At 70.4% G+C, this 21,099-nt stretch carries 16 protein-coding genes and 2 tRNA genes; 2 read left to right on the plus strand and 16 right to left on the minus strand.

All coding sequences use genetic code 11. The features are described from left to right. The first annotated feature begins 313 nt into the window (after nt 1-313). Nucleotides 314-4,012, plus strand: a complete 3,699-nt coding sequence (locus tag GJR97_RS05875; protein ID WP_154345575.1) for an NACHT domain-containing protein — start codon at nt 314-316, stop codon at nt 4,010-4,012. Nucleotides 4,013-4,137: 125 nt separating this feature from the next. Here the strand turns inward: GJR97_RS05875 and GJR97_RS05880 are convergent, their stop codons facing one another. From GJR97_RS05880 to GJR97_RS05900, 5 genes are all read right to left on the minus strand, one after another. Further along, nucleotides 4,138-5,043 carry a hypothetical protein gene (locus tag GJR97_RS05880; RefSeq protein ID WP_154345576.1) on the minus strand — a complete coding sequence of 302 codons (906 nt, stop codon included), beginning with the start codon at nt 5,041-5,043 and terminating at the stop codon, nt 4,138-4,140. Next, nucleotides 5,040-5,945: a helix-turn-helix domain-containing protein gene (locus GJR97_RS05885; protein WP_154345577.1), complete on the minus strand. Its 906-nt coding sequence runs from the start codon at nt 5,943-5,945 to the stop codon at nt 5,040-5,042. The genes GJR97_RS05880 and GJR97_RS05885 overlap by 4 nt, the downstream gene beginning before the upstream one ends. Before the next feature lie 496 nt (nt 5,946-6,441). Next, nucleotides 6,442-6,515 (minus strand) — tRNA-Met (locus GJR97_RS05890). A 33-nt stretch (nt 6,516-6,548) separates the two neighbouring features. After that, a tRNA-Thr gene (locus tag GJR97_RS05895) sits at nt 6,549-6,620 on the minus strand. Nucleotides 6,621-6,696: 76 nt separating this feature from the next. Next, entirely contained in the window at nt 6,697-7,179 is a 483-nt protein-coding gene (locus tag GJR97_RS05900) for a DUF4190 domain-containing protein (protein ID WP_154345578.1), read from the minus strand. A gap of 289 nt (nt 7,180-7,468) precedes the next feature. Between GJR97_RS05900 and GJR97_RS05905 the strand changes: the two genes are divergently transcribed. Beyond that, the gene (locus tag GJR97_RS05905) at nt 7,469-9,838 is read left to right on the plus strand and encodes an AfsR/SARP family transcriptional regulator (RefSeq protein WP_195760620.1); all 2,370 of its coding nucleotides are present in this window, start codon (nt 7,469-7,471) and stop codon (nt 9,836-9,838) included. 57 nt (nt 9,839-9,895) lie between these two features. Here the strand turns inward: GJR97_RS05905 and GJR97_RS05910 are convergent, their stop codons facing one another. The 11 genes from GJR97_RS05910 to GJR97_RS05955 all read right to left on the minus strand — a co-directional run bounded on the left by GJR97_RS05910 (nt 9,896) and on the right by GJR97_RS05955 (nt 21,069). Continuing rightward, a complete protein-coding gene (locus GJR97_RS05910; protein WP_154345580.1) occupies nt 9,896-10,465 on the minus strand; it encodes a phage tail protein in 570 nt (189 codons plus the stop codon). A gap of 2 nt (nt 10,466-10,467) precedes the next feature. Next, a complete protein-coding gene (locus GJR97_RS05915; RefSeq protein ID WP_154345581.1) occupies nt 10,468-12,411 on the minus strand; it encodes a putative baseplate assembly protein in 1,944 nt (647 codons plus the stop codon). Next, nucleotides 12,408-12,821, minus strand: coding sequence for a GPW/gp25 family protein (locus GJR97_RS05920; protein WP_129234379.1), 414 nt, complete (start codon nt 12,819-12,821; stop codon nt 12,408-12,410). Before GJR97_RS05920 ends, GJR97_RS05915 begins: the two co-directional genes overlap by 4 nt. A 27-nt stretch (nt 12,822-12,848) precedes the next feature. Next, a complete protein-coding gene (locus tag GJR97_RS05925) occupies nt 12,849-14,675 on the minus strand; it encodes a VgrG-related protein (RefSeq protein ID WP_154345582.1) in 1,827 nt (608 codons plus the stop codon). Further along, complete coding sequence (locus GJR97_RS05930; RefSeq protein WP_154345583.1) at nt 14,659-15,423, minus strand: CIS tube protein; 765 nt, start codon at nt 15,421-15,423, stop codon at nt 14,659-14,661. The genes GJR97_RS05925 and GJR97_RS05930 overlap by 17 nt, the downstream gene beginning before the upstream one ends. 10 nt (nt 15,424-15,433) lie before the next feature. Beyond that, nucleotides 15,434-15,877, minus strand: coding sequence for a phage tail protein (locus GJR97_RS05935; RefSeq protein WP_154345584.1), 444 nt, complete (start codon nt 15,875-15,877; stop codon nt 15,434-15,436). Between the two features lie 48 nt (nt 15,878-15,925). Continuing rightward, nucleotides 15,926-18,352 (minus strand): hypothetical protein, encoded by a 2,427-nt coding sequence (locus GJR97_RS05940; RefSeq protein WP_154345585.1) that lies wholly within the window; start codon nt 18,350-18,352, stop codon nt 15,926-15,928. Nucleotides 18,353-18,355: 3 nt separating this feature from the next. Then, nucleotides 18,356-18,514, minus strand: coding sequence for a DUF6760 family protein (locus tag GJR97_RS17845; RefSeq protein WP_195760621.1), 159 nt, complete (start codon nt 18,512-18,514; stop codon nt 18,356-18,358). Continuing rightward, nucleotides 18,511-18,984 carry a hypothetical protein gene (locus tag GJR97_RS05945; RefSeq protein ID WP_154345586.1) on the minus strand — a complete coding sequence of 158 codons (474 nt, stop codon included), beginning with the start codon at nt 18,982-18,984 and terminating at the stop codon, nt 18,511-18,513. The genes GJR97_RS17845 and GJR97_RS05945 overlap by 4 nt, the downstream gene beginning before the upstream one ends. Then, nucleotides 18,984-19,430 (minus strand): phage tail protein, encoded by a 447-nt coding sequence (locus tag GJR97_RS05950; protein ID WP_154345587.1) that lies wholly within the window; start codon nt 19,428-19,430, stop codon nt 18,984-18,986. The genes GJR97_RS05945 and GJR97_RS05950 overlap by 1 nt, the downstream gene beginning before the upstream one ends. A gap of 70 nt (nt 19,431-19,500) precedes the next feature. Next, nucleotides 19,501-21,069 carry a phage tail sheath family protein gene (locus GJR97_RS05955; protein ID WP_154345588.1) on the minus strand — a complete coding sequence of 523 codons (1,569 nt, stop codon included), beginning with the start codon at nt 21,067-21,069 and terminating at the stop codon, nt 19,501-19,503. Nucleotides 21,070-21,099: the final 30 nt, after the last annotated feature.

Genomic DNA, 21,099 nt, shown 5'->3' on the forward strand with positions numbered 1-21,099 from the left:
CTTGAGAGAACGGATGCTGCGGGAGTGATGCTACTCGGATGAGCTGGGAACATATCGGGTGAGCTCGCGTGCATATTCGTTGAATAAGCGTGTGCGCATCAAGTCTCCGCGGTCTCGCCCGCCTGCCCAATCGGTACCCCAGCTAGGCTCAGTCTCGCCCCGCTCCGCCATGTCTGGCAGGTCGAGCGGCGATGGGATTTTCTCAGCGGTCTCGACATCACGGATGAGGTGTCACCGATCGGTGCAGCGGCCCCATCCGTTGAATGTCGAAGGCTGACGCTAACGTGATTGGCGATCGTGACTCGGAGGTTTCGTGACCCGAACAAGCCAGGCAGGCCGACGCGCCCCTCGTCCGTCCGCAAGCAAGGGACCCGAGCAACAGCCGGGCAATACGTTCAGGTACCTGTATTGGCGGCTTTCGGAGAAGGACTTTCAGCGCCTGTGCGCGGCCCTGCTCCGGAAGAAGTTCGACCCGGTGCAGTGCTTCCCTGTTGGTATGTCCGATGGCGGCATAGACATCGCCCAGGGCAGCATCATCTATCAGGTCAAGTGGACGAGTAAGTTCGAGCGCGATCCCGTCACCTGGCTGAAGCAGACCATCGAAGGTGAACGGGCGAATATCAAGAAGCTCATCGAGGAAGGACGTGCGAGCCGTTACATCTTGATGACTTCGGTCGCTAGTACCTCGAGTTCCACAGGGGCCGGAACGCTTGAGAAGCTCCAGCAGGAGCTCGATGCGTATGGCGAGGAGTTTGGCATCCCTGTCGAGTGCTGGTGGCAGGCCGAGATCGATGCGGAAGTCGACGACGCGGGTGACAACATCAAGTGGTCATACCAGGCCATGCTCGCCGGGACCGATGCGATTCGATATCTCATCTTCGGCGCGGACGTGGAAGCAGTTGCTGCCGCCACCCGGGAGACCATGCTGCGCGTCCTGGCGACGCAATGGGAGGAGGATGCGCGCGTGCGCTTCTCCCAGGTCGAGCTCGATGGGGTCAGTCTCGCTGAACTCTTCGTCGACGTCCAGGCCGGGCTAATCGCGCCCCCGCGCAACGCGGCGGAGGCGCTGCGCCAGACGCCCAAGCTGCTGACCGGGCCGCCGCGAGGCGCCGTGGAGACGCTCTTAGGGACGCCGGCGCCGCTCACGTTCCTCGTCGGGGTCCCCGGCCAAGGGAAGTCGACGCTGACCCAGTACCTTTGCCAGGTGCATCGCGCGGTGATTTTGCCGGAGGCGGCGCAGGACACGGCGTGGCCCAGGATTCCGATCGGTGAGCCCAAGCTTCCGTTGCGCATCGATGTCAAGGAGTACGCGGCATGGGTCGACGGATTCGACACCTTCGACGACTTGCGACCGAAGGTCCAAGGTCGCCGCAAGCAGGGTGCCCGAAGCGCCGAGGCTTACATCGCCGAACTCTGCGAGGCTGCGAGCGGCGGCCGAGCCGTCAGTGTCGAGGACGTTCAGAGTCTGCTCGAGCGGTACCCGTGTCTCATCGTGTTTGACGGCCTCGACGAGGTCGCGGACCCGTCGTTGCGCCGGATCGTGGTCGACGAGATCGAGCTCTTGGCGGTGCGGATGGGGCGCACGCAGCGGCGGCTCAGGTCGTTCCAGATCGTCGTGACGGCCCGACCCAACGCCACGAACCTTCCGGAGCCCAGCTCCGAGCGGTTCCAGCGGATGCGGCTGGAACCGATGAACGACGCCCTGCAATCGGAATTTGTCGTGAAATGGTGCGACGCACGGCACATCGACGGGGCGCAGCGGCATGAGCTTCGGCGCATCTTCCGCGACCGAACGACCCTCGACCACGTGTCGAAGCTTGCTGACAACCCGATGCAGCTGGCGATCCTTCTGTACCTCATCAGCAAGAAAGGCGACGCTGTTCCAGTTTCGAGGACGCCGCTGTACAGCGACTACATGTCGACCCTGCTGGACCGGGAGGTTGCGCGAGGCCAGATCGATCGCAACGCCGTTCCCCAGGTTCAGGAAGTCACCGCGTTCATCGGGTGGCACATGCAGTCGGGCGTGGAAACGAAGCCGACCGCCGGAGCGTTGGCGCGGAAAGACCTCGAAACCACCCTTCTGCTCTACCTGCGCGAGATCGAAGCGGACCACGAACGCGCTCCGGAGATCTTCCGCCTGGCCTCCGACCGGTTCTGGGCATTGACCAGCGAGACGGAAGGACTCTTCCGATTCGCTGTGCAACCAGTCCGCGAGTACTTCGCGGCGCGGTTTCTCGCGGAATGGGGCGGTCGCACCATGATCCAGCCGCTTTCCAAGCAGGCTGTGCTTCGTGAGTTGCTCGGGCGACCATATTGGCTCAACACCGCTCGGTTCTATGCCGGATTCGCGTCGCCCAACGAACTCGCCGGGATGCGCTACGGGGTAGAAGACGCCCTGCGGTCTCCGGGGAGTGCGACTGAGAATCGCGTCGCTGCATGGGCGCTGCTCATGGACGCGGTCTTCATGGGGAACACGCCAGTCCAGCGCGACGTCGTCCGCCTTCTCACTGACGACGTGACCCTACATCTTGCACGCGACTACCAGTACAAGCCGGACTTCGCCAAGCTGACGCCGGATGCGGGGGGCACGCAATTGAGCCAAGTGCTGCGAACGGATATCGCAAGCGCGCCGGCGGAACCCATGACTACCGCTCGAGTCGACATGCTCCGAGATCAGAGCACCCTGACCAAAGCGGAGTTCACCGCATGGTGGACCGAACAGCTCGAGGATGCGCTCGGCTCGCCGAACGAGGCCGCGTGGCTCGCCATCGGTGCACGTTTCGGCATCCAAAAGCTGAAGGCTGACCTCGGGCAACGACTCAATTGTGCATCTAGCAGGGTCAGGGTGGCGGCCTTGACCGTGGGTGCGGAAGCCGGTGAGTCGCCTGTCGCGCGTGCGCTCCTGCGAAGCGTTCTGGACGGAGAAGCCTCCGATGTGCGGGGTCGCGCGACGAGCGAGGCTGGGGCCCTTCTCGTCGCGATGCAGCCACAGTGGTTCCATCGCGGTTTGCCCGCCTACAACGATCAGCGAAATTACGAAGAAACCCACGTGGTGTTCCGTGAAGCGGACCAAGGTGCGCGGAACTCGGCCTGGGACAAGTTGATCGGGATAAACCCCGCGTACGCCGAACTGCGATCCGCAGTGCGTCGGCGACAGCAGTCGCAGGTTGGCACGACCGAACCGTGGCAGCAGCCCGCTCGCGTGCTGACGCAGATCCACGAGCCGTCATGGCTCGCTGCCGAGATCGCGCTGACAGGAGCCGCAGCGGTCGGACTCCGCGGCTCGGGCACCATCGACCCTGACGGGCAAGCGCTGGGTGCGAACGTCGACTACGGCACGCTCGTTGCCAAGCTCCGTAGACGGCCTGGCACGGAGTGGTGGGGAGAGACCTTCGACGCATACCTCGATGCCTTGTCCCGCCGCACTTGGGCGGTCGCGCTGCTTGCAACGGCGAGCATTGAGGTTCTCGAGTCCAACCTCGACCGGCTGGAGCAGGTCGTATCGGAGCTGTCGAACGACGAGTTCTGGGAGATGGCAGGGAGTTCGAGTCGCATCGCGCTGAACGGCTCCGCCCGCAAACTGCCTTCGTCGTGGAACCTCGAACAAACGGGACTCGACACGCGGGTGAGACTCCTGCTCGCGCATTGGCAGCACCAGAGGCACCGGTTAGACGATCTCGGCGGCGTGCCGGACGTCGATCTCGTCGAGATAGCCTGCCCGGAACCCGCCGCCTGGCCAGTCGCCGAAGCTCTGGCTTCTCGCCTCCTCGGCAGGCTCGATACTGTTCTGTTAGAGGGACTTGCAAAGCTTGGAACCGACTCGTTGGTCGGGCTCTCGGGCAACGCACGTCGTCTCGATCAGGCAACGGCGGAAGCCCTCCTGCAGGAACCGGGACGGTATCCGACGGAGTGGATTCTTCATGCGGAGACGACGATGGTGCGAGAGGCCCCGTCTCCGCTTGCCGCAGTCGCGCTGGAGCGAAACTGGGTGCCGCGAGTTCCACAGCTGTGACGTGACCCGCTTCGCCACACGGCAACTCGAGCCTTAGAACGCGGCGTGCGATGGCTGTCGAGCAACAAAGATTCGCTCGTCGGATCCCGTTCCGGACCCTACAGGATCGCGGCGCTCTGCATCGCTTAGCTTTGGTCGGATCGAGTTGGATAATCACGGCGCCAACGGGCAACGACGGCGCGGAACTCGAGCTCACGCGACGAGTCGCCCCAGGCGTCGGCAACCATCACCGCGACATTTGCCGCGTCGTCCAGGATCTCGAGCAAGTAGGTTTCGCCCAGAAGCACAGCCGCCCGAAGTTCCTCGCGCTGGGCTCCCGCGGTGAAGATCGCCGAGGCGTCTTCCGGTGTCACGGCGAGCAGCAGCCTGTAGAGGTCGGCGAAGTCCTTCGCGCGGAGCCGGTCCGGATTGCGTTGGAGTTGGTTCGGGTCCATTCGGTCATGCAGCTTGTAGGCCTTGGCGCACAGCAGCGCGGTCGGGCCGGCAATGTAGACGTCAACTTCTGGCCCGTCGTCGAATGCGCGGAGCGTGCGGAGATGGCGGTCGACGAGGCTGAGCTCGGTGCCTTCCGTCGCCGAGACCACTCGGTCGCCGTGCGGGCCGACTCGTGCTGCGCGGATCGTCCGCGTGGACTCGAGCTCGCCGCGGGAGAGGCTCATCGGCGCGATCAGGTCCACGCTGTCACGATCGTGGATGTCGCGATCTCGTTGTGAGAGGGGCGACCAGACTCCCGGACGCTCCACTCGTGCCGTCTCATAGCCGAGCTCAATCATTCGCTGCTCGAGGATCGGGTCATCTCCGAGGAGCTGCGGGATGATACCGAGGTCACCGTCACGGGTCGTGTCGTCCGGCGGAAGCGCGGGTAGGTGCTGGGTGACCTCGATGACCGCATGGCCGCCGAGCACGGTCAGGGCCTCGCGGTGATCCGAAAGACCGATGATCACCTCGATCAGGGCGCGACGCGAGGTGACGATCTCGGGTTCGAGCGGCGCGCGATCCGGGTCGATCTGGTTGTGAAACAGGCCACTCATGCCGTGGCCAGAAGCTTTCGGAGTTCGTTCTCTGCCTTGTCCGGCTCGCGCCCGGAGCCAGCGAACGCATCGAGGATCGCCTGGGCACGCGACACGAACCGGATCCCGTCCTCGGTCTCAACATCGTCGAGCTCACCATTGCTAGCTTCCACCAGCAGAACACCATGACCTGGAGGAGCGGGTGCAAGCGCGAATCTATTCGCGATGCCGATCGGGTCGTCAACGTAGAACACGGGCATGTTCGCATCCGCCACGGGGCGATCCTCGCGAGCGGCCACTAGGCCGGACACGGCATAGTCGACGTTTGCTTCGCCAAGTCGGCGAGCGAGCGCCTGCCATCCTTCCGGGGCTCCGACCGAGCGTTGGACGCTGTTTCGCCGGCTGATCTTGGCGGCGTTGCCGGCCGAGATCGCGAGCGTCACCAGGTCTTCAATGTCGGCCTGATCGTCGAGCCAGCCCGCGCGCTGCCAGCGCCCCCACCACTCGCTCGTCACCGCCGACAACGGGTTGAGCGGGAACATGAGATTCTGCAGCGTTGAACTCCAGACATCGGACCAACTCTTCCCACTGTCCCTGATCGCAGCGACAGCAAGATCTGTCGCCGAACCCACCAACCCGGGCGTGAGCGTGCGGGAGGTCGACTCCAGCGCCGTCAGAACCGCATCGATCCAGGGGCGTGCGGCCGCGACGGCGGAGGGGTCACCCGCCGAGACGATGGTGTCGCCGCTGATCCGGTAGCCGGTTGCTGACAGGATGCGGGAGAGCGTTCCCCAGGTGGGGTCCATCTCGCCGCGTTCGATCCGGCCCACGGACGACGGCGAAAGGTCAGCAAGCTCCGCGAGCTCCTTCCGGCTGATGCCGCTCAGTGCGCGAATGCGCTTGACGATGGTCGCCGCATCCATAGCGCCCCTCCTAACCGATTGCGGATACGCAATTCTACTGGGAGTTCGCGCGAGAGTCATCCGTGCGCTCAGAGGCCTCCATGGCCATGAGCGCTCACGCTCCGCGGCCAGAAGTTCGGGTGTCACAACAGGGCACACAACCGTCGCGAATCAGTTACCCGAGGACCGAAGATCGGCCTGAGCAGGCCATTTCAAGCCGCCATCGACCGATGCGACCAGGCGGCCGTCGCGTTTGCGTTTCATAGCGACCTGACCACGGGCCAGGCCACGGGTCCACGCCGCGACAAACTAAGCTCGGGAAATCCTCGGTCGACATTCGAATAAGCGTTGAATAAAGCGTGACCCCCAGACATCGCCCCACACGAGAGAATCTCCAGATCAGCGAGCAATTCTGGGAGCACGCACGACACTCGACCCCACGACACCGCCGAGACGACAATCAAGACTCGGCGCATCAAGAAACGACAAAACCCCCGGCCGACCGGGGGTTTCATTGTAGCGAGGGCGGGACTCGAACCCGCGACACCACGATTATGAGCCGTGTGCTCTAACCACCTGAGCTACCCCGCCGCGAGGCTTCTCCGGCGAAACCGGAGGAACCAGAGCCCCGAGTCAGGATTGAACTGACGACCCCTTCCTTACCATGGAAGTGCTCTACCACTGAGCTATCGGGGCGCGTGCCGCTGTCGCGGCAACCACACGAGAATATCACCTCGGCGCGCGTGCGTTAAATCGTAGGCCGGGTGCGCGGTCAGAGGCTCGTCGGGACGCCGGAGGAGTACGCCGTGCCGGCGAAGATCGTCACGATGAGCAGCACGTAGAGCACGATCGCGAGGCCCATTCCGATGGTCAGGACGTAGCCGAAGATCAGTCCGGTGAGCGCCGCGCCGGCGCCCTGCTCGCCCGTGCGGCGGATCTGCGCGCGGGCGATGTGCCCGCACACGATCGCGGCGATCGAGCTGATCGGACCGACCACCAGCGCACCGAGCCCCAGCCCGAACGCGACCCAGGCGAGCACGTTGTGCGGCGCCGTGACGGGCGGGGTCCAGGGAGCGGGCGCCGTGCCGTAGGCGGGAGGAGCGTACGCGGTGACGGCCGGGGCGGATGCCACGGGCCCGGGTGCCGCAGGCGCGGCGAGCGGCGCGCTCCCGTACGGCAGCGTCGCGGCGTCCGACGCCGCCGCGGGCGGGACCGGCGGTGCGGGCGGGACGGGCGGGGGCGTCTGGGCGCTCATGGCGGGGCTGCTCCGGTTCGGGTCGGGTCGGGCACGTGGGGGCAGGTCAGGCCTGAATGCTATCGCTCGGAGCCGCGGCAGGAGCGCCATGCGCGCGACTCCGGCCTCACCTCAGGGACTGCACGGATGCGAGCGATCGGGCCCCTCGGTAGGCAGGTACCGGAACATCGACGATGCGGTGATTGCGCACCCGGCATCGGGTGCGGGAGCATGGCGAGGGAACCGGCAGTGCACCATGGCGATCTGGGGACGCGAAGCACGGCCGCCCGGGGGGACGATCCCGGGTCGGTTGGTCACGCGTCTGCAGGCGCGGCTCGTGTTCGTCGTCGCACCCGCCGGTGCCGGCAAGTCGACGCTGATCGGCCGCCTCGAATCCGCCCTCGGAAGGACGTCCGTCGTCTCCGCAACCACGGCGCAGGAAGACCCCGACCGGCTTCGATCGGCGATCGAGGGCGCGGCCGCCGACGGGGTGGAGACCGTCGCGGTCGACGATGCCGGGTGCGTGGCCGGGACGCCCGCCGAGGCCGCCCTCGAGCGCGTGCTCGGCAGTGCGCAGCGGATGCCACGGCTCGTGCTCGCTTCCCGCCTCCCCTTGCCCTCGTCGATCGTCCACGCCGCCGCCGAACGGTCCACGACGATCACCGCACCCGAACTCGGCCTCCGCATCGACGAGATCTCCCTCCTCTTCGGCGAGGTCGCCGGCCGGCCGCTCGGCCTCGGCTGCGCGTCGCGCGTCGCGCAGGAGACCGCGGGATGGCCGGCGCTCATCGAGCTGCTCGCTCGGCGCGCGCGACGGGTCGACCCGGACGCCGTCGAGTCGATGGTGGAGGCCGACCTGGCATCCGACTTCGCCGCCGGCTGCCTGGAGACGGCACTCGAGGCACTGCCGTCCGAGGTCCGCCACGCGCTCGAGCGGACGAGCGAACTGCCGCGCCTCGACTTCACCGCCTGCGCCCGTGTGCTCGGAGCGACGGGCGCGGGCCGCCTGCTCGGCGCGGTCGATTCCGGATCGGTGATGCACGAGGTCGTGCTCGGGCATCGGGTCGTGCCGCCGGTGCTCCGGCGGCACCTCGGCGAGTGCCGGACGCTCGAGGGCGCGACCTCCGGATCGGCCGCAGCGAGCTCGCCCCCCGTGATGTCCCCGACGCCGTCGCCGGCCGACGTCGCGAACGCACCCGACCGCGCTCCGGCACCCGTCGGCGACCCGGTCGGCGCGGCCATCGCGCGGCTGCGCCGCGGCGACATCGTGGGCGCGATCCCGCTCCTCCGCCGCATCGTCGACGGCGGCACGCCCGCGCAGGCCAGGTCGGCACGTCTGGCCCTGCTCGTGATCCGCGAACCGCTGACCCCTCGCGATACGACGCTGGACGCGCTCGCGGCCCTCGAACGCGAGTGCGTCGAGGCGGCGGACGCCCTGCCCGCACGGGTCTGCCAGGGTGCGATCGCAGCGATCGCGGGCCTTCCGTCCTCCGCGGTGCGCGGCATCGTCGACTCGTGCGACACGGAGCAGCAGGCACTGGCCGCGGCGTCGGTCGCCGGCGTGGACCTCGTCGTCCGGCTTCGGCGCGGGCAGGTCACCAGCGCTCGGGCGGCGGCCGTCGCCGACCGCTTCGACCGCATCGGATACGCCGACGTCGCGGCCTGGGCCCGGTCGTGCGGGGCGCTCGCCGCGGCGGCATCCGGGTCGGAGCAGGCCCGCGAACTCATCGTCCGGGCGGACGGGTCCGTCCGGTCCTCGGGTGCGGACGGGGCGCGAGCGGTGCTCGAGGTCGCGCAGTCGCTGGCGCCCGACCGCCCCGGAGCCGGGTCGGGCACGCGCACCACCTGGCGGCGACGCGCCCTCGAGACCGGGCTGCCCCGGCTGCCGTCGCTCGTCACCGATGCCTTCGCGCGGCAGCCTCACGGGACGCCGTCGGACTGGCCGGGGACCACCGCGTCGCGTCTGCCGCGGCTCACGGTGGAGTGCTTCGGCGGGTTCCACCTGCGCGCCGACGGCACCGAGATCGACCTCCGCACGGTGCGGCCGCAGGCCCGTGCCCTCCTGCGGATGCTGGCACTGAACTCGGGCGCCCCGGTCCATCGCGAGCTCATCGCGGGGATCCTCTGGGGCGACCTCGGCACGGAGTCCGCGGTGCACGCGCTGCACGTGAGCGTGTCGAGCCTCCGGCGCGCGCTCCCCCGCCCCCGCGCCGACGACGACAGCTCGATCGTCGAGCGCGTCGGCGAGGCCTACCGTCTCGGGGTCCTCGATCGACGCGACTGCGACCTCGCCGACTTCGACGACCACCTCGCCGATGCGGCGGCGGCCAAGCGCCGAGGCGATGCGGAGTCGACGGCGCACGGCCTTCGCTCCGCCCTCGACCGCTACACCGGCGAGGTGCTCCCCGAGGACGGGCCGGCCGAGTGGGTGACGGGTGCCCGCGAGCGGTATCGGTTGCGCGCCTCTGAGGCCGCGGCGTCCCTCGCGCACCTCGAACTGCGCCTCGGCTCGGCTCGCACCGCGGTCGCGACCGCGACCCGCGCCGTGGACATCAACCCATGGCTGGACGAAGCCTGGCGCACGCTCGTCGAGGTGCAGCGCCGCTCGGGCGACGTGCTGGCGGCCGAGCGCGCCGCGGAGGGCTACCGGCGCATGCGCGTCGAGCTCGGCGTCGACTGAGGAGGACGGCGGTGGACCCGGCGCAGGCACCGCGCCGAGACCGGCACGCCGTTCCGTTCAGCCCGCGACCACGACCGTCACGCCCACCGGCAGGTGCGCGGGGACCACGGCTGCGGCGACGCGCTCGAATCGACGTTCGAGTTCGGCCCGGTCGCCCTTCGGCACGGTGACGGTGATCTCCAGCCGCGCCTCGGCCGATCCGGGCAGCGGCGCACCCGACGTCGGCGACCACGCGCACGCCCCGGAGTCCTCGACGTCGACCTCGGCGTCCGGCCCGGCAGCGAGTCGCACCGCATCGCGGATGCCGCCCGGCGTGCCGGCGCGCCGGTGCAACGCCGCGGCGCCCGCGACGATCGAGCGTCGCTGCTCCTCCGACCAGGCGTCGTCGAGCGCGACGTCGACCCAGCCGGCGAGCCACTCGAGGAAGTCGGCCGGGGCGGAGGCCGGTCGGACGTAGGCCTCGAGGTTGTCGAGCACTGCGTAGACGGGCGCGATGGAGTCGTCGAATGCGCTGGTCCACCGCATGAGGAACCCGTCCTCCTGGAGGATCCCGGGCAGCCGCATGCCGAGCGGCACCGGGTTGGCGAGCGGCTGCCGGTTGATCCGCTCGTGCACGATCCCGCGCATGGTCACACCCCCGAGGTCACGCGGACGCTGTGCGCGAAGCTGTACACGAGCGCGGACGGCGCGAGCCCGATCCGCTGCACCGGTTCGCCGCGTTCGCCCGTGGCCGGATCGGCCTCGAACAGCAGGACGTCGTCGACCAGCTCGGCGCCGGGCAGCGACTGGAGCACCGCGTAGACCTCGCCGGCGAGCACCGGGCGTCCGAAGGGCCATCCGTTGCCGTCGTTGCCGCCCCGGATCGGGTCGAAGTGCCGGTAGAGCGTGGCGAGCGCCTCATCCTGCAGGCGCTTGACCGCCACGCGCGGGCCCGCGACCAATCGCGCCACCACGGTGACACCGCGGTACTCGGGCGGCTCGATGAGGAGCCGGGTGCCCGCGATCCGTCGCGTCTCGAGGTCGTCGGAGATCGCCTCCAGCAGCTCCGGACCGGGCTGCAGGTCGGCGTACTCGATCCGCCCGCCCGGGCCGACGGAGACGGTCGGCACCACGAGCAGCCGGACCCCCGCACCGCCGCCGTCGTCGACCGCGAGCGCGCGGGTCCTGCCGACGCCTGGCGCGGCGCGCTTGGCGAGCTGCTCGAAGTCCCCGAGCGTCACCGCACGATCCCGCGTGCGGAGCGCGAGCGGACCGCGCACCTTCGCCTCCTCGACCGTCTCGCCGTCGGTGCCGTCGTGGGCCGCCTTGCGATTGATCGCGCCGCTGACGAACGGCACGGTGGAACGGAGCACCGAGAGGCTGCCGGCCGAGACGTTCCCGTGCAGTCCGCCTCCGACCCGGTACCGCGGCACGCGCAGGGGCGCGCCCTTCGGTGGGACCGCGCCGTAGCGACGGAGGCTCCCGTCCTGCTCCCGGACGGCGGGCGGGAACGCCACCGTGCCGGTCGCGCGGTCGACGACGACGTGCCGGTCGTCCTCCGCCGACCCGGCGAACGAGTCGACCTCGGACCACTCGTGCCATCCGCTCCCAGAGCCGACCTCGACGACGAACGCCTCGCCGTCGTCCACGACCGGCCGCTCCTGGAGCGCGAACGACTGCCCGGGCACGCCCTCGGAGAGCCCCAGGACCTCCTCGTCGACGGTCCGCGCGTGCATCGCGACGGCGACGCCGCCCACCGTGTCGGCCGACGCCTCGCGCACGAGCGGCGGCTGCTTGTAGGTCGGCACCCCCTCCTCGCGCTCGACGATGCGGCACCGGATCCACCCGGCGCGCTCGTCGCCGATGACGGATGCCACGTGGTCGCGCGCCACGATGAGTCGGACCTCGCCGGGCTGGTTGAGCCCGCCGGTGCGGTCGGAGACGAGGTCGCACGGGGTCCACCCCGAGCCGTTCCAGGACTCCCACACGGTGGGCGGGTCGAGCGGGTCGACGCCCACGCCGCGGACGGTGCAGTCGAGGCGGATGCCGATCGCGAGCCCGGGCGCCGGCTGGTCGAGGCCGACGAGGAGTTCGTCGCCCACCTTCGGGGGCGTCGAGAACGCCTCGATCGGGTCGGCGCCGAGTCGCGCACCCCGGACCGTCGTCGCGTTCCCCGACCGGCTGCCGACGTGGGCGAGCGAGCGCGGCGGGATCTGCAGTTCGACGGTGGTCTGGAACACCACCGACTCGGCCTGCTCGTTCCGCGGCGTCCCGACCTCCGTGCGGGCTGGGACGACGACGACGTCCGTGCGCGGCGCAGCGAGCCACATCACGACATCGGCGGTCGCCGCCGTCGGCGGGTAGAGCGTGATCCCGATGAGGTCGAGGAAGGCGACGTACAGCTTGTCGGGCACGCGGTTCAGCCGGTAGAAGAGCTCGTCGGCCATGAACGCGAACGCCTCGATGAGCGTGACTCCGGGGTCGGAGACGTTGTGGTCCGTCCACTCCGGGCAGCGCAGCGCGACGAGCCGCTTCGCGTCGTCGACGAGGTCCTGGAATCGGCGGTCGTCGAGGTTCGGTGCTGGCAGGCTCATGGCGTCGCCTCCGATGCGCGCTCCGGGATCACGTAGAACGGGAAGACGAGGTTGCGCGGGTCGTTCGAGCCGCGGATGGCGTAGCCGATGTCGATCAGGAGCAGCCCCTCGTCGGCGCGACCGTACGAGACGGCCACCCGGGTGACGTCGATCCGCGGCTCCCACTGGCGGAGCGCGGTGCGCACCGCGTCGCCCACGGCTCCCGCGGTCGCCGCATCCGCCGGCGCGAAGACGTAGTCGTGCACGGCGCACCCGAACTCGGGGCGCATGGGTCGCTCACCGGGCGCCGTCGCGAGGATCAACCGGATGCTCTCCTCGATCTCGTGGTCGTCCGAGGACAGTGCGATCCGGCCGCCCGTGTCTGCGCGGACGGGGAACGACCAGCCCCGTCCGACGAACTCCTGCGACATCTCCGGCCCTCCGATCCCGTCTCGACCTCAGTTGATCTTCACGAGGCTGCCGGACACGACGGTCGAGCCGGACGACGACAGCTCGGCCGAGGCCTTGCCCTTCAGGGAGACCTTCGCGCCGCTCAGGTCGAGCGACGTCGCGCCCTCGATCGCGACCTTCGGGGCCGAGAGCGTCAGCTCGGACCTCGCCGCGACCTCCACCTTCGTGCCGGAGACGGAGGCGTCGCCGCCCGCGGTGACGGTGGCGTCGCCCTCGGCCGTGACCTCGACCGGGCCCGCCGCGACGATCCGGATCCCCTTCTCCGCGGTCTGCGTGAGCGTCACGTGCTGGCTGCCCTCGTTCGTCGAGATGCGGACGGACTCCTCACCGGGACGCTCGAGGAACTCCACCACCATGCCCGTGCGGGACGCGAAGCTCCGGCGGACGACCGAGCCCGACTCGACGGCCGACGCCCACCCGCCACTCGGCTGGTCGAGGCCGTTGTACAGCCCGCCGAGCACCACCGGACGATCGAACGACCCCGCCTCGAAGGCCACGAGCACCTCGTCGCCCACCTCCGGCATGATCATCGACCCCCGGTCGCCGCCGGCGCCCGCCTGCACGACCCGAGCCCATCCGCTCACGTACTCGTCGGAGAGGATCGGGAAGGTGAGCCGGACCCGGCCCTCCTCCTCCGCCCCGCCGCTGCCGTGGACGTCGCTGACGAGCGCGGTGACGACCCCCTGCATCGCCGAGGCGCCGCCGCGGTCGGGCCTGGTCCCGGCGCCGAGCAGGGACCGGTCGGACGCATCGCTCACGGTGAACGACGTCGTGTACCCCTGCTCCGGGGTGAACTCGTGTCGCGACTCCGTGACGACGTAGCGGCCGTCGAACGGTGCGCCGAAGCCCTGCAGCCGCACCGCGGTGCCCGACCGGATCCCGGGATTGCCGAGGATCTGCGCCTCGATCTCCGCGAATCCGCCGGCGATCCGTGCCGAGAGCGACTGGGCGAGTCGATCCTGGGGCTGCTGGGAGCCCGTTCCCGCACCGCTCACGTACCGGGGGCTGGAGAACACGTTCGCGACCTTCACCGGGTCGACGGTGGGCAGGTCGGCCGACTCCGTCTTCGCGGGCGCCGTCGACACGACCTTCTGCTTCGCCGCGACGTCCCAGCCGCGGACCTCGACCTCGGGCACCTGCTCGGCGCTCGTGATCGTGGATCGGAGGTAGATCGTGTTGCGCCCGTGCTCGATGACGATCGGATCGTCGACCGCCGTGGCCGAGTCGTCCGACGCGGTGGATGCGGCCGTCGGGGGCCCGAAGTCGAGCCGGCCCTCCGTGACGGCGAACACGCAGCCCGAGTCATCCGCGAGTCGCTTGAGGAAGACCCAGTCGCTCACGTTGTCCTGCGTGGTGTGCGGCCGCACCGTGGGCGGTCCCGAGATCGTGCCCGTGCGCAGCCCGGCGCGTTCGGCGACCTTGCGCACGATGTCGGCAGTCGACATGTCGACGTACGCGGCGATCCGGCGGCCCCGGAACAGTCGGTGGGAGGCGTCCAGTCCGCGGACCCTCGTGCGGAGCTCCCCGCCGATGTCCTCGCGATCGAGCGCGGTGACCTCGCCCTCGAGGAGCTTCCGCTGCCCCTCGGCGCCGTTCTGCGAGACGCTGATCACGACCGCCGCCCCGATCTCGAATCCGCCCTGCGCGAGGGCCGTGCCGGCGGTGTCGAGGAACTCGAGCTCGAACGAGTCGGGCAGGTTCGCGGCATCCGTCACCCGACTGCTCGCGAGCAGGGCGGAGACCTCGGGCGGCAGCGTCGAGCCGCCGACCGAGACGAGCACGAGGCTCGTGTAGGCGTCAACGGACGAGGGCACGGGCGATCTCCCTCCTGGCGATGACGCGACCGTCCGCGCGCGAGAGCTCCTCGAGCGTCGGGATCAGCACCGTGGCGCCCGGGCGCAGTCGCAGGGGGTCGTCGATGCCGTTGACGTCCGCGAGGTCGCGCCAACGGGCGGGATCGCCGTATTCCGCGTACGCGATGGCCGCGAGCGAGTCGCCCTCGCGCACCACGTGCGAGTGCCGCGGCTGCAGCCCGCCGGAGGTGGGGTTCTGCTTCGACGGCTCGTTCGCGAGCTCCTCGAGCGCGACCGTGCACACGGCGCGCAGGGGCGTGCCGTCGGGCGAGAACAGCGTGTACTTCGCGGCGACGCTCTTGATGTATCCGACGAAGCCCGTGAGCACGCCCCAGCGGAACTTGACCCACGGCGCCGAGGGACGGTTGCCGTCGACCGATGCGCTGGTCGGGGTGCACGCCTCGAAGAGCGCCTCGACCCGCTTGACGACGCTCCCGTCGCGCTGCCGGGTCTCGTCGAAGTACATCTCGACGCTCATCTTCTGCGGGTCGGGTCCCTGGTACGTCGTCGGCGGCGCGGAGGCGGACTTCTTCTGGCTCTTGCTCTCCCACTTCGCCGACTTGGTGACGGTCAGCTCCTTGGGGTTGAGCTGGAAGTCGATCGTCGTGATGAGGGCGCCGACCTTGCCGGGCTTCTGCCCCGGCTCGTGCACGTCGATGGCGGCGTGCACGAGGCTCGTCGTGTCGGAGGCGGTCGTCGTGATCGGCATGTCGTCCGCCTCAGTACGTCGAGCCGGTGCGAACGAAGCCGTTGTGGGCGATCTCGAGCGTCTCGACGAGCACCTTGGGCTGGTCCGGGCTCAGCGCCGGACCCGACCACCGCACCGGGATGACGTCGTGCAGGTCGTAGGCCGCGACGGGCTTGTTGTCGGCGCTGCGGATCTCGATTCGCCCCGTGCCGCGGGACGGGCCGGTCACCGCCGCGACGACCCAGTTCACGATGGTGTCGGCGGTGTCCTTGCTCACCGGCCGCGAGAGCTTGATGTTCGGGTACTTGAGGCGCGTCGGGAACTGCCAGACGAAGCCGTTGTTGCCGCCTTCCTCCCTGGACTCGAGCACCACCTCGACCCCGAGGCCGTCGCAGGTCGCGAAGTCGCCCAGGTCGTGCTCGTCGAGATGCACGAGGTAGTGCACGCCGACGGCGATCTCGGTGTCGGTGAGCATGTCGCCTCCTTCGTTCAGGTCCCGTCGACGGCGCGGTGGCGTCGACGGTCAGATCCCATCGATGCGGATGCCCCGGCGCTCGCGATCGAGCAGGAGTTCCGCCTTGATTCGCCGGACGAGCGGCCCGTAGAGCCGCCGCACGAGCTGTTCCACGTCGCCGGCGCCCGCTGCACCCCCGCCGAGCGCCGCGCCGGCCGCGGCAGCGGCGTCGCCCACGGCGGCGGCGGCCGCGGCGGCCGCGCCGCCGGCCGAGCCGGCCGCCTGCTCGGCGCGGTCGCGGAGTTCCGACGCGCTCGGCACGGCATCGCGCGCCGTCGCGATCGCGCCGGACGCCGCGTCCTCGGCTCGCGACCTCGCGTCGCCGGCGGCCTCGGCCAGGTCGGGCACGTCGGGCATGCCGGGCACGCGTCGGCGGAGCGTCGAGAGGTCGGGCAGGTCGGGCAGGTCGCCCGCGCCGGGCACCGACGGAAGCGACGGCAGGCCGAAGCGCTGCACCGCGAGCGACCCGCCGGGCGCCGGCGTCGCGGGCGCGGACTCGGCGGCGCCACGCCCGACGCCCGCGGCGGATCGCTGCGCCGTCGTGTGCGCCGCCGGGTCCGCCGCCGAGGTCCAGGCGACGGATGCCTCGGCATGCGGGGAGCCGAACGACTCGGTCGCCAGGGACGGCAGCGACGGACCCGCACGGCCCGGACCGGCCGCGTCCGAGCGGTGCGTCGATCGCGCTCCGCCGAACCCGACGGAGCCGGGCGCGCGGTCCGCGCCTGCGCCCGGCGCGTCGCCGGGCTGGAGGTCGCGCTGCGCGTGCACGGACGGTGACGCGTCCGGCGCGATCACCCGCGCCACGACGACGCGGCGTCCGGCGGCGCCGGTACCGTGCGACGACGGCGACGATGCTCCCAGCGACGGCACGATGCGCCGGGACGGAGTGAGCGAGGTCATCGCGAGCGCCGCCGACCGTGCTCCGTCTTCGGCGGAGTCGAGCGGGACGCGTCGCTGGACGGAGACGGCGGCGCCCGCCCCCGACCCGCCGGCGGCCCGACGTCCCGGAGCCTCCGTCGTCCGCGAGATGCTCGGCGCATCCGAGGGTGCGCCGGGTGTCGGAGCGGCCGTGTCGGCCGACTGCGGTCCGGTCGCGATCGTCAGCTCCGCCCCGTGGGATGGAGCCGTCGACGCGACCTCCGGCGTCGGCGTGAACCCGCCCGGCGCGGCGAGGTCCCGGTCGGCGAGGATCGGCGCGTCCGTGCTCGTCTCGTCGCCGAGGAACGGCACCCCCTCGCCTGGGGCGTGGCCGAGTGCCGACGTGCCGGCCCCGGCGTCGGGCGCCGCCGCGAAGACATCGTCCGAATCGTGCGGATGCTCCGGCGCGGCGAGGCCCTCGATCGTCCCAGCCGATGCGCCCGCAACGACGGGGCCGACTCCGGCGCCGGTTCCGAACGCGTCCTCCGCGGCGCGGATGTCGCTCGACCCGGCGATGCGCTGCACGGCAGCCGGTGCGAGCGGCGGCCCGAGGCCGGGCCGGCGTGCCTCCGATGGGAGGACCGACGGTGCGGTCGGCGCCGAGGTCGGCGGCGGCGCGGGGCGATCGATGGACCGCGCCGCGATCGTCGGGGCCGAGTGCTCCCCCGACCCCGCGCCGGACACGGTCCCCCGCTCACCATGGCCGGCCTGCCGATCATCTGCGGAGCGCTCGTGGGCGGCGGGTTCGCGGCCCGGAGCGATCGTGCGTTGCACGGGGAGGTCAGCTGCGCCGGGACCGCGCGAGGCGTCTCGGGTCACCGGCAGCCCGTCGCCGCGACCGGCGCCGTCGAGGCCTCCCGCCGCCACCGCACCGGTCTCGACGTCGGCCGCCTCCCCCGCTGCGCCGAGCGTCGGGACATCCGTCGCCGGTGCCTCGCTGCTCGGGGAGCCCGGCTCGGCGGACGGGACCGGAGGATGCGTCGCGAGCTGATCCGGCCGGGCGGCGATGGGCGCCGCGGAGCTCGTCGCCTCCTCGGCATCCGTCACGTCCGCGACCCCCGTCACGTCCGCGGCATCCTCCACCGGCACCTGGCTCACGGCGGCGCGCTGGACCGAGACCGCCGGGCCCGACCGATGACCGGACCCCGCACCGCCCTCCGGGCGCGCCGGACGCAACGGCAGGTCGACCGCCGTCGCACGCTGGATCGGCGCGCCGAGCGCCGCATCGTCGACGGCGACCGTTCCGGCGGGCGCGCGGGCGTCGACCAGGTGCCCCATCGTCCCGAGCGACGCCGGCACGACCCGGGTCGGAAGGGCATCGACGAAGCCCGGGCGCAGGGCGGCCGGCGGCGTGCGGTCGACCTCCCGCTGCAACGCCGGGAGGAAGGCCCAGCCGGCGGGCGCGACCGGCCCGGGATCCGGCTGCGTCGACCCGGCCGCGGCGCTCGCGGCATCCGTCGGAACGGGGCCGGCCGCAGCCGTGCCCGTCCGTTCGGTTCGCTGCCACGGCCACCGCACCGCTCAACCGCCCTCGTTCAGTCGCGTGTTGATCGCCGCGATCTCCTGCACGTAGCGCCGACGCGCCGTGTGCTCCATGTCGAGGATGTCGTCGAGCGACCAGTGGAAGTGATAGGCGACGTACGCGACCTCCTCATGGATGCGGTCGGCCGGGTACGTCATGATTCCCCCAGGCGCCCACCAGCGAGGTCGGCCGTGAAGCGGTGCGAGCACTCGGGGCACGTCACGGCGATTCGGGTGTGGCCCTCGGCGTTGATCCGACGGTAGAAGTCCTGCAGGAACGCGACATCCGATGCGAACATGTTCTCGATCACCGAACCGTCGACCGACGGCAGGGTGCCGAGCGAGGTGATCACCCGTCCGAGCAGGACGACCGTCGTGTACGCCGCGTTCTCCTGCACGCGCGCGTCGTACAGCGGCAGCAGTTCGTCGCGCGCCGTCGCGAGGCGCATGACGCCGCGCCGGTGCACGGTCCCGTCGGGACCCACGTAGCCGCGCGGCAGCTCGAACGCGAACTCGGTGCGCATGACCCCGTCGTCCCCCGCCCCGGGGCCCGCAGCGCCGGCCGGCCCCTGCGCCTCCTCGGCGCCGGATGCCGCCGTGCTCGGCATCGTCGCGATGACCCGCTGCATCAGGTCACCTCGGACTCGTCGAAGCAGACGGTGAACTTCTCGGTCGCCTGCTCGGTCGCGCCCGCCTTCAACGAGTTGATCTCCACCGAGCGGACCCAGCAGTTGCGGAACTCGTACTTCTTGAGGGTGCTGCCCTCGTAGTCGAGCAGTTCGACCGAGGCGTTCTTGCGCGCCCCGGCGACGTCGCCGTTCATCACGACCTTCAGCCAGTCGCTGATCGTCTTGGACTCGGTGAGGCCACGGGTGACCGTGAACTCGCCCGTCTTCGCGCGACCGATCAGCTGGCGGGCGACGTACTTGCCGTCGGCGAGCTGCTGCTTGAGCTCGATCTTGTCGACCTCGTTCTTGAGGCCGGTGACCTCGGTGACCTTCGGGATCTCGATGCCGTCGATCGTGACCTTGAAGGCATAGGCCGGTGAGGAGTCGAAGGAATCGGCGAGTGCCATGGCGTGCTCCTGGGTTCGGTTCGGTCGGATGGTGGTCCGGGTGGGGTGGTGGTCCTGGTCGCTCCGGCGGTCACTCGGTCACGAGGCTCGTGCCGCCCGAGAACTGCGAGAGCTGGAAGACGACGAACTCGGCGGGCTTCACCGGCGCGACGCCGATCTGGCACACCACCTGGCCCGAGTCGATGACGTCGGCGGGGTTGGTCTCGTCGTCGCACTTGACGAAGAACGCCTCGTCCGGCGTGCGCCCGAACAGGGCTCCCTTGCGCCATTCGCCGATCAGGAACGCCGAGATCGAGCGGGTGAGCTTGCCCCACAGCGCCGGGTCGTTCGGCTCGAACACCGCGAACTGGGTGGCGTTGAGGATCGACTTCTCGAGGTAGTTGAACAGGCGGCGGATGTTGACGTACCGCCAGGCCGAGTCGCTCGACAGGGTTCGCGCGCCCCAGACCCGGATTCCCCGGCCCGGGAAGCTGCGGATCGCGTTCACGCCGATCGGGTTGAGCAGCTCCTGCTCGGTGCGGGTGAGCTGGGTCTGCAGCTCGACGGCGCCGCGGACGACCTCGTTCGCCGGCGCCTTGTGCACCCCTCGCTCGCTGTCGCTGCGCGCCCAGAGGCCCGCGATGTGGCCCGAGGGCGGAACGTAGCGGTTCGCCCCGGTCGCCGGGTCGAGCACCGTGAACCACGGGTAGTACAGCGCGGCGAACTTCGAGTCGTATCCGGCGTCGTTCCGTCGCCACCCGACGACCTCCTGCGCCGACAGGTCCGGCGGGGGGTCGAGGATCGCCATCCGGTCGCCCATCAGCTCACAATGGGCGATCACGGCGAGTTGCACCGCCTTGACCGTCTTGAGGTCGACGGCGCCCTGCTGGAAGGCCGCCATCAGGTCGGGGATCGCGACCATCGTGACCTCCTCGACCTCCTCGAGGCCGCTGAAGCCGGTGCGGTCGGCAGAGTCGCCGATGTAGTCCGAGGCGGCGAGGCCCTCGTGCACGACGGGCTGTTCCTCCGGTTCGGGCACTTCCAGGTCGAACGTGCCGTTCTGCGGGCGGATGGCGCCTGCCGCGGCGTCCGCCTCCTCGACGACGACCGCCTTCGACTCCGCGAGCTTCGTCACGACGAAGTTCGGGCTCGCGGGACTCGCCGACACGCCGTCGTACACCTCGGGCGAGCGACCCTCGACGGTCACGGCGATCTTGAAGCTGCCCTCCTCGGCGCCCTCGGCCTCGGCGTCGCTCACCTCGACCTTGACCGGCTTCGCGTTCGGGGACGCGTTCTTCGCGGTGAAGACGTAGTTGCCGATCTTGGCGGTCTGCGGGCCCGCGGGGAGCTGCTTCTGGGACCCCTTGCGGCCCTTGCTCGAATGCCCGTCGCCGGAGCCTGCGCCGATCCGCACGACGTAGCAGTTCCCGCCGCCGTTGAGGAAGTAGCCGTAGACGGCGTAGGCGAGGTATGCGCCCTCGACGAGGCCGCCGAACTTCTCGACGTACTGGGTCCAGTTCGACACGAGCGTGGGCTCGTTCTCTGGACCCTTCGGCGCCAGGCCGATGAACGCGGCGACCGCGGTGCCGACACCCTCGATCGGCCGGGTGCCGGCCTCGATCTCCTGCACGTACACACCGGGAGAGAGGTAGGTGGGCATCGGAGGCTCCTTCGCTGGATCACGTGGTTC

Source organism: Agromyces kandeliae, assembly GCF_009674665.1.
Lineage (GTDB): Bacteria > Actinomycetota > Actinomycetes > Actinomycetales > Microbacteriaceae > Agromyces > Agromyces kandeliae.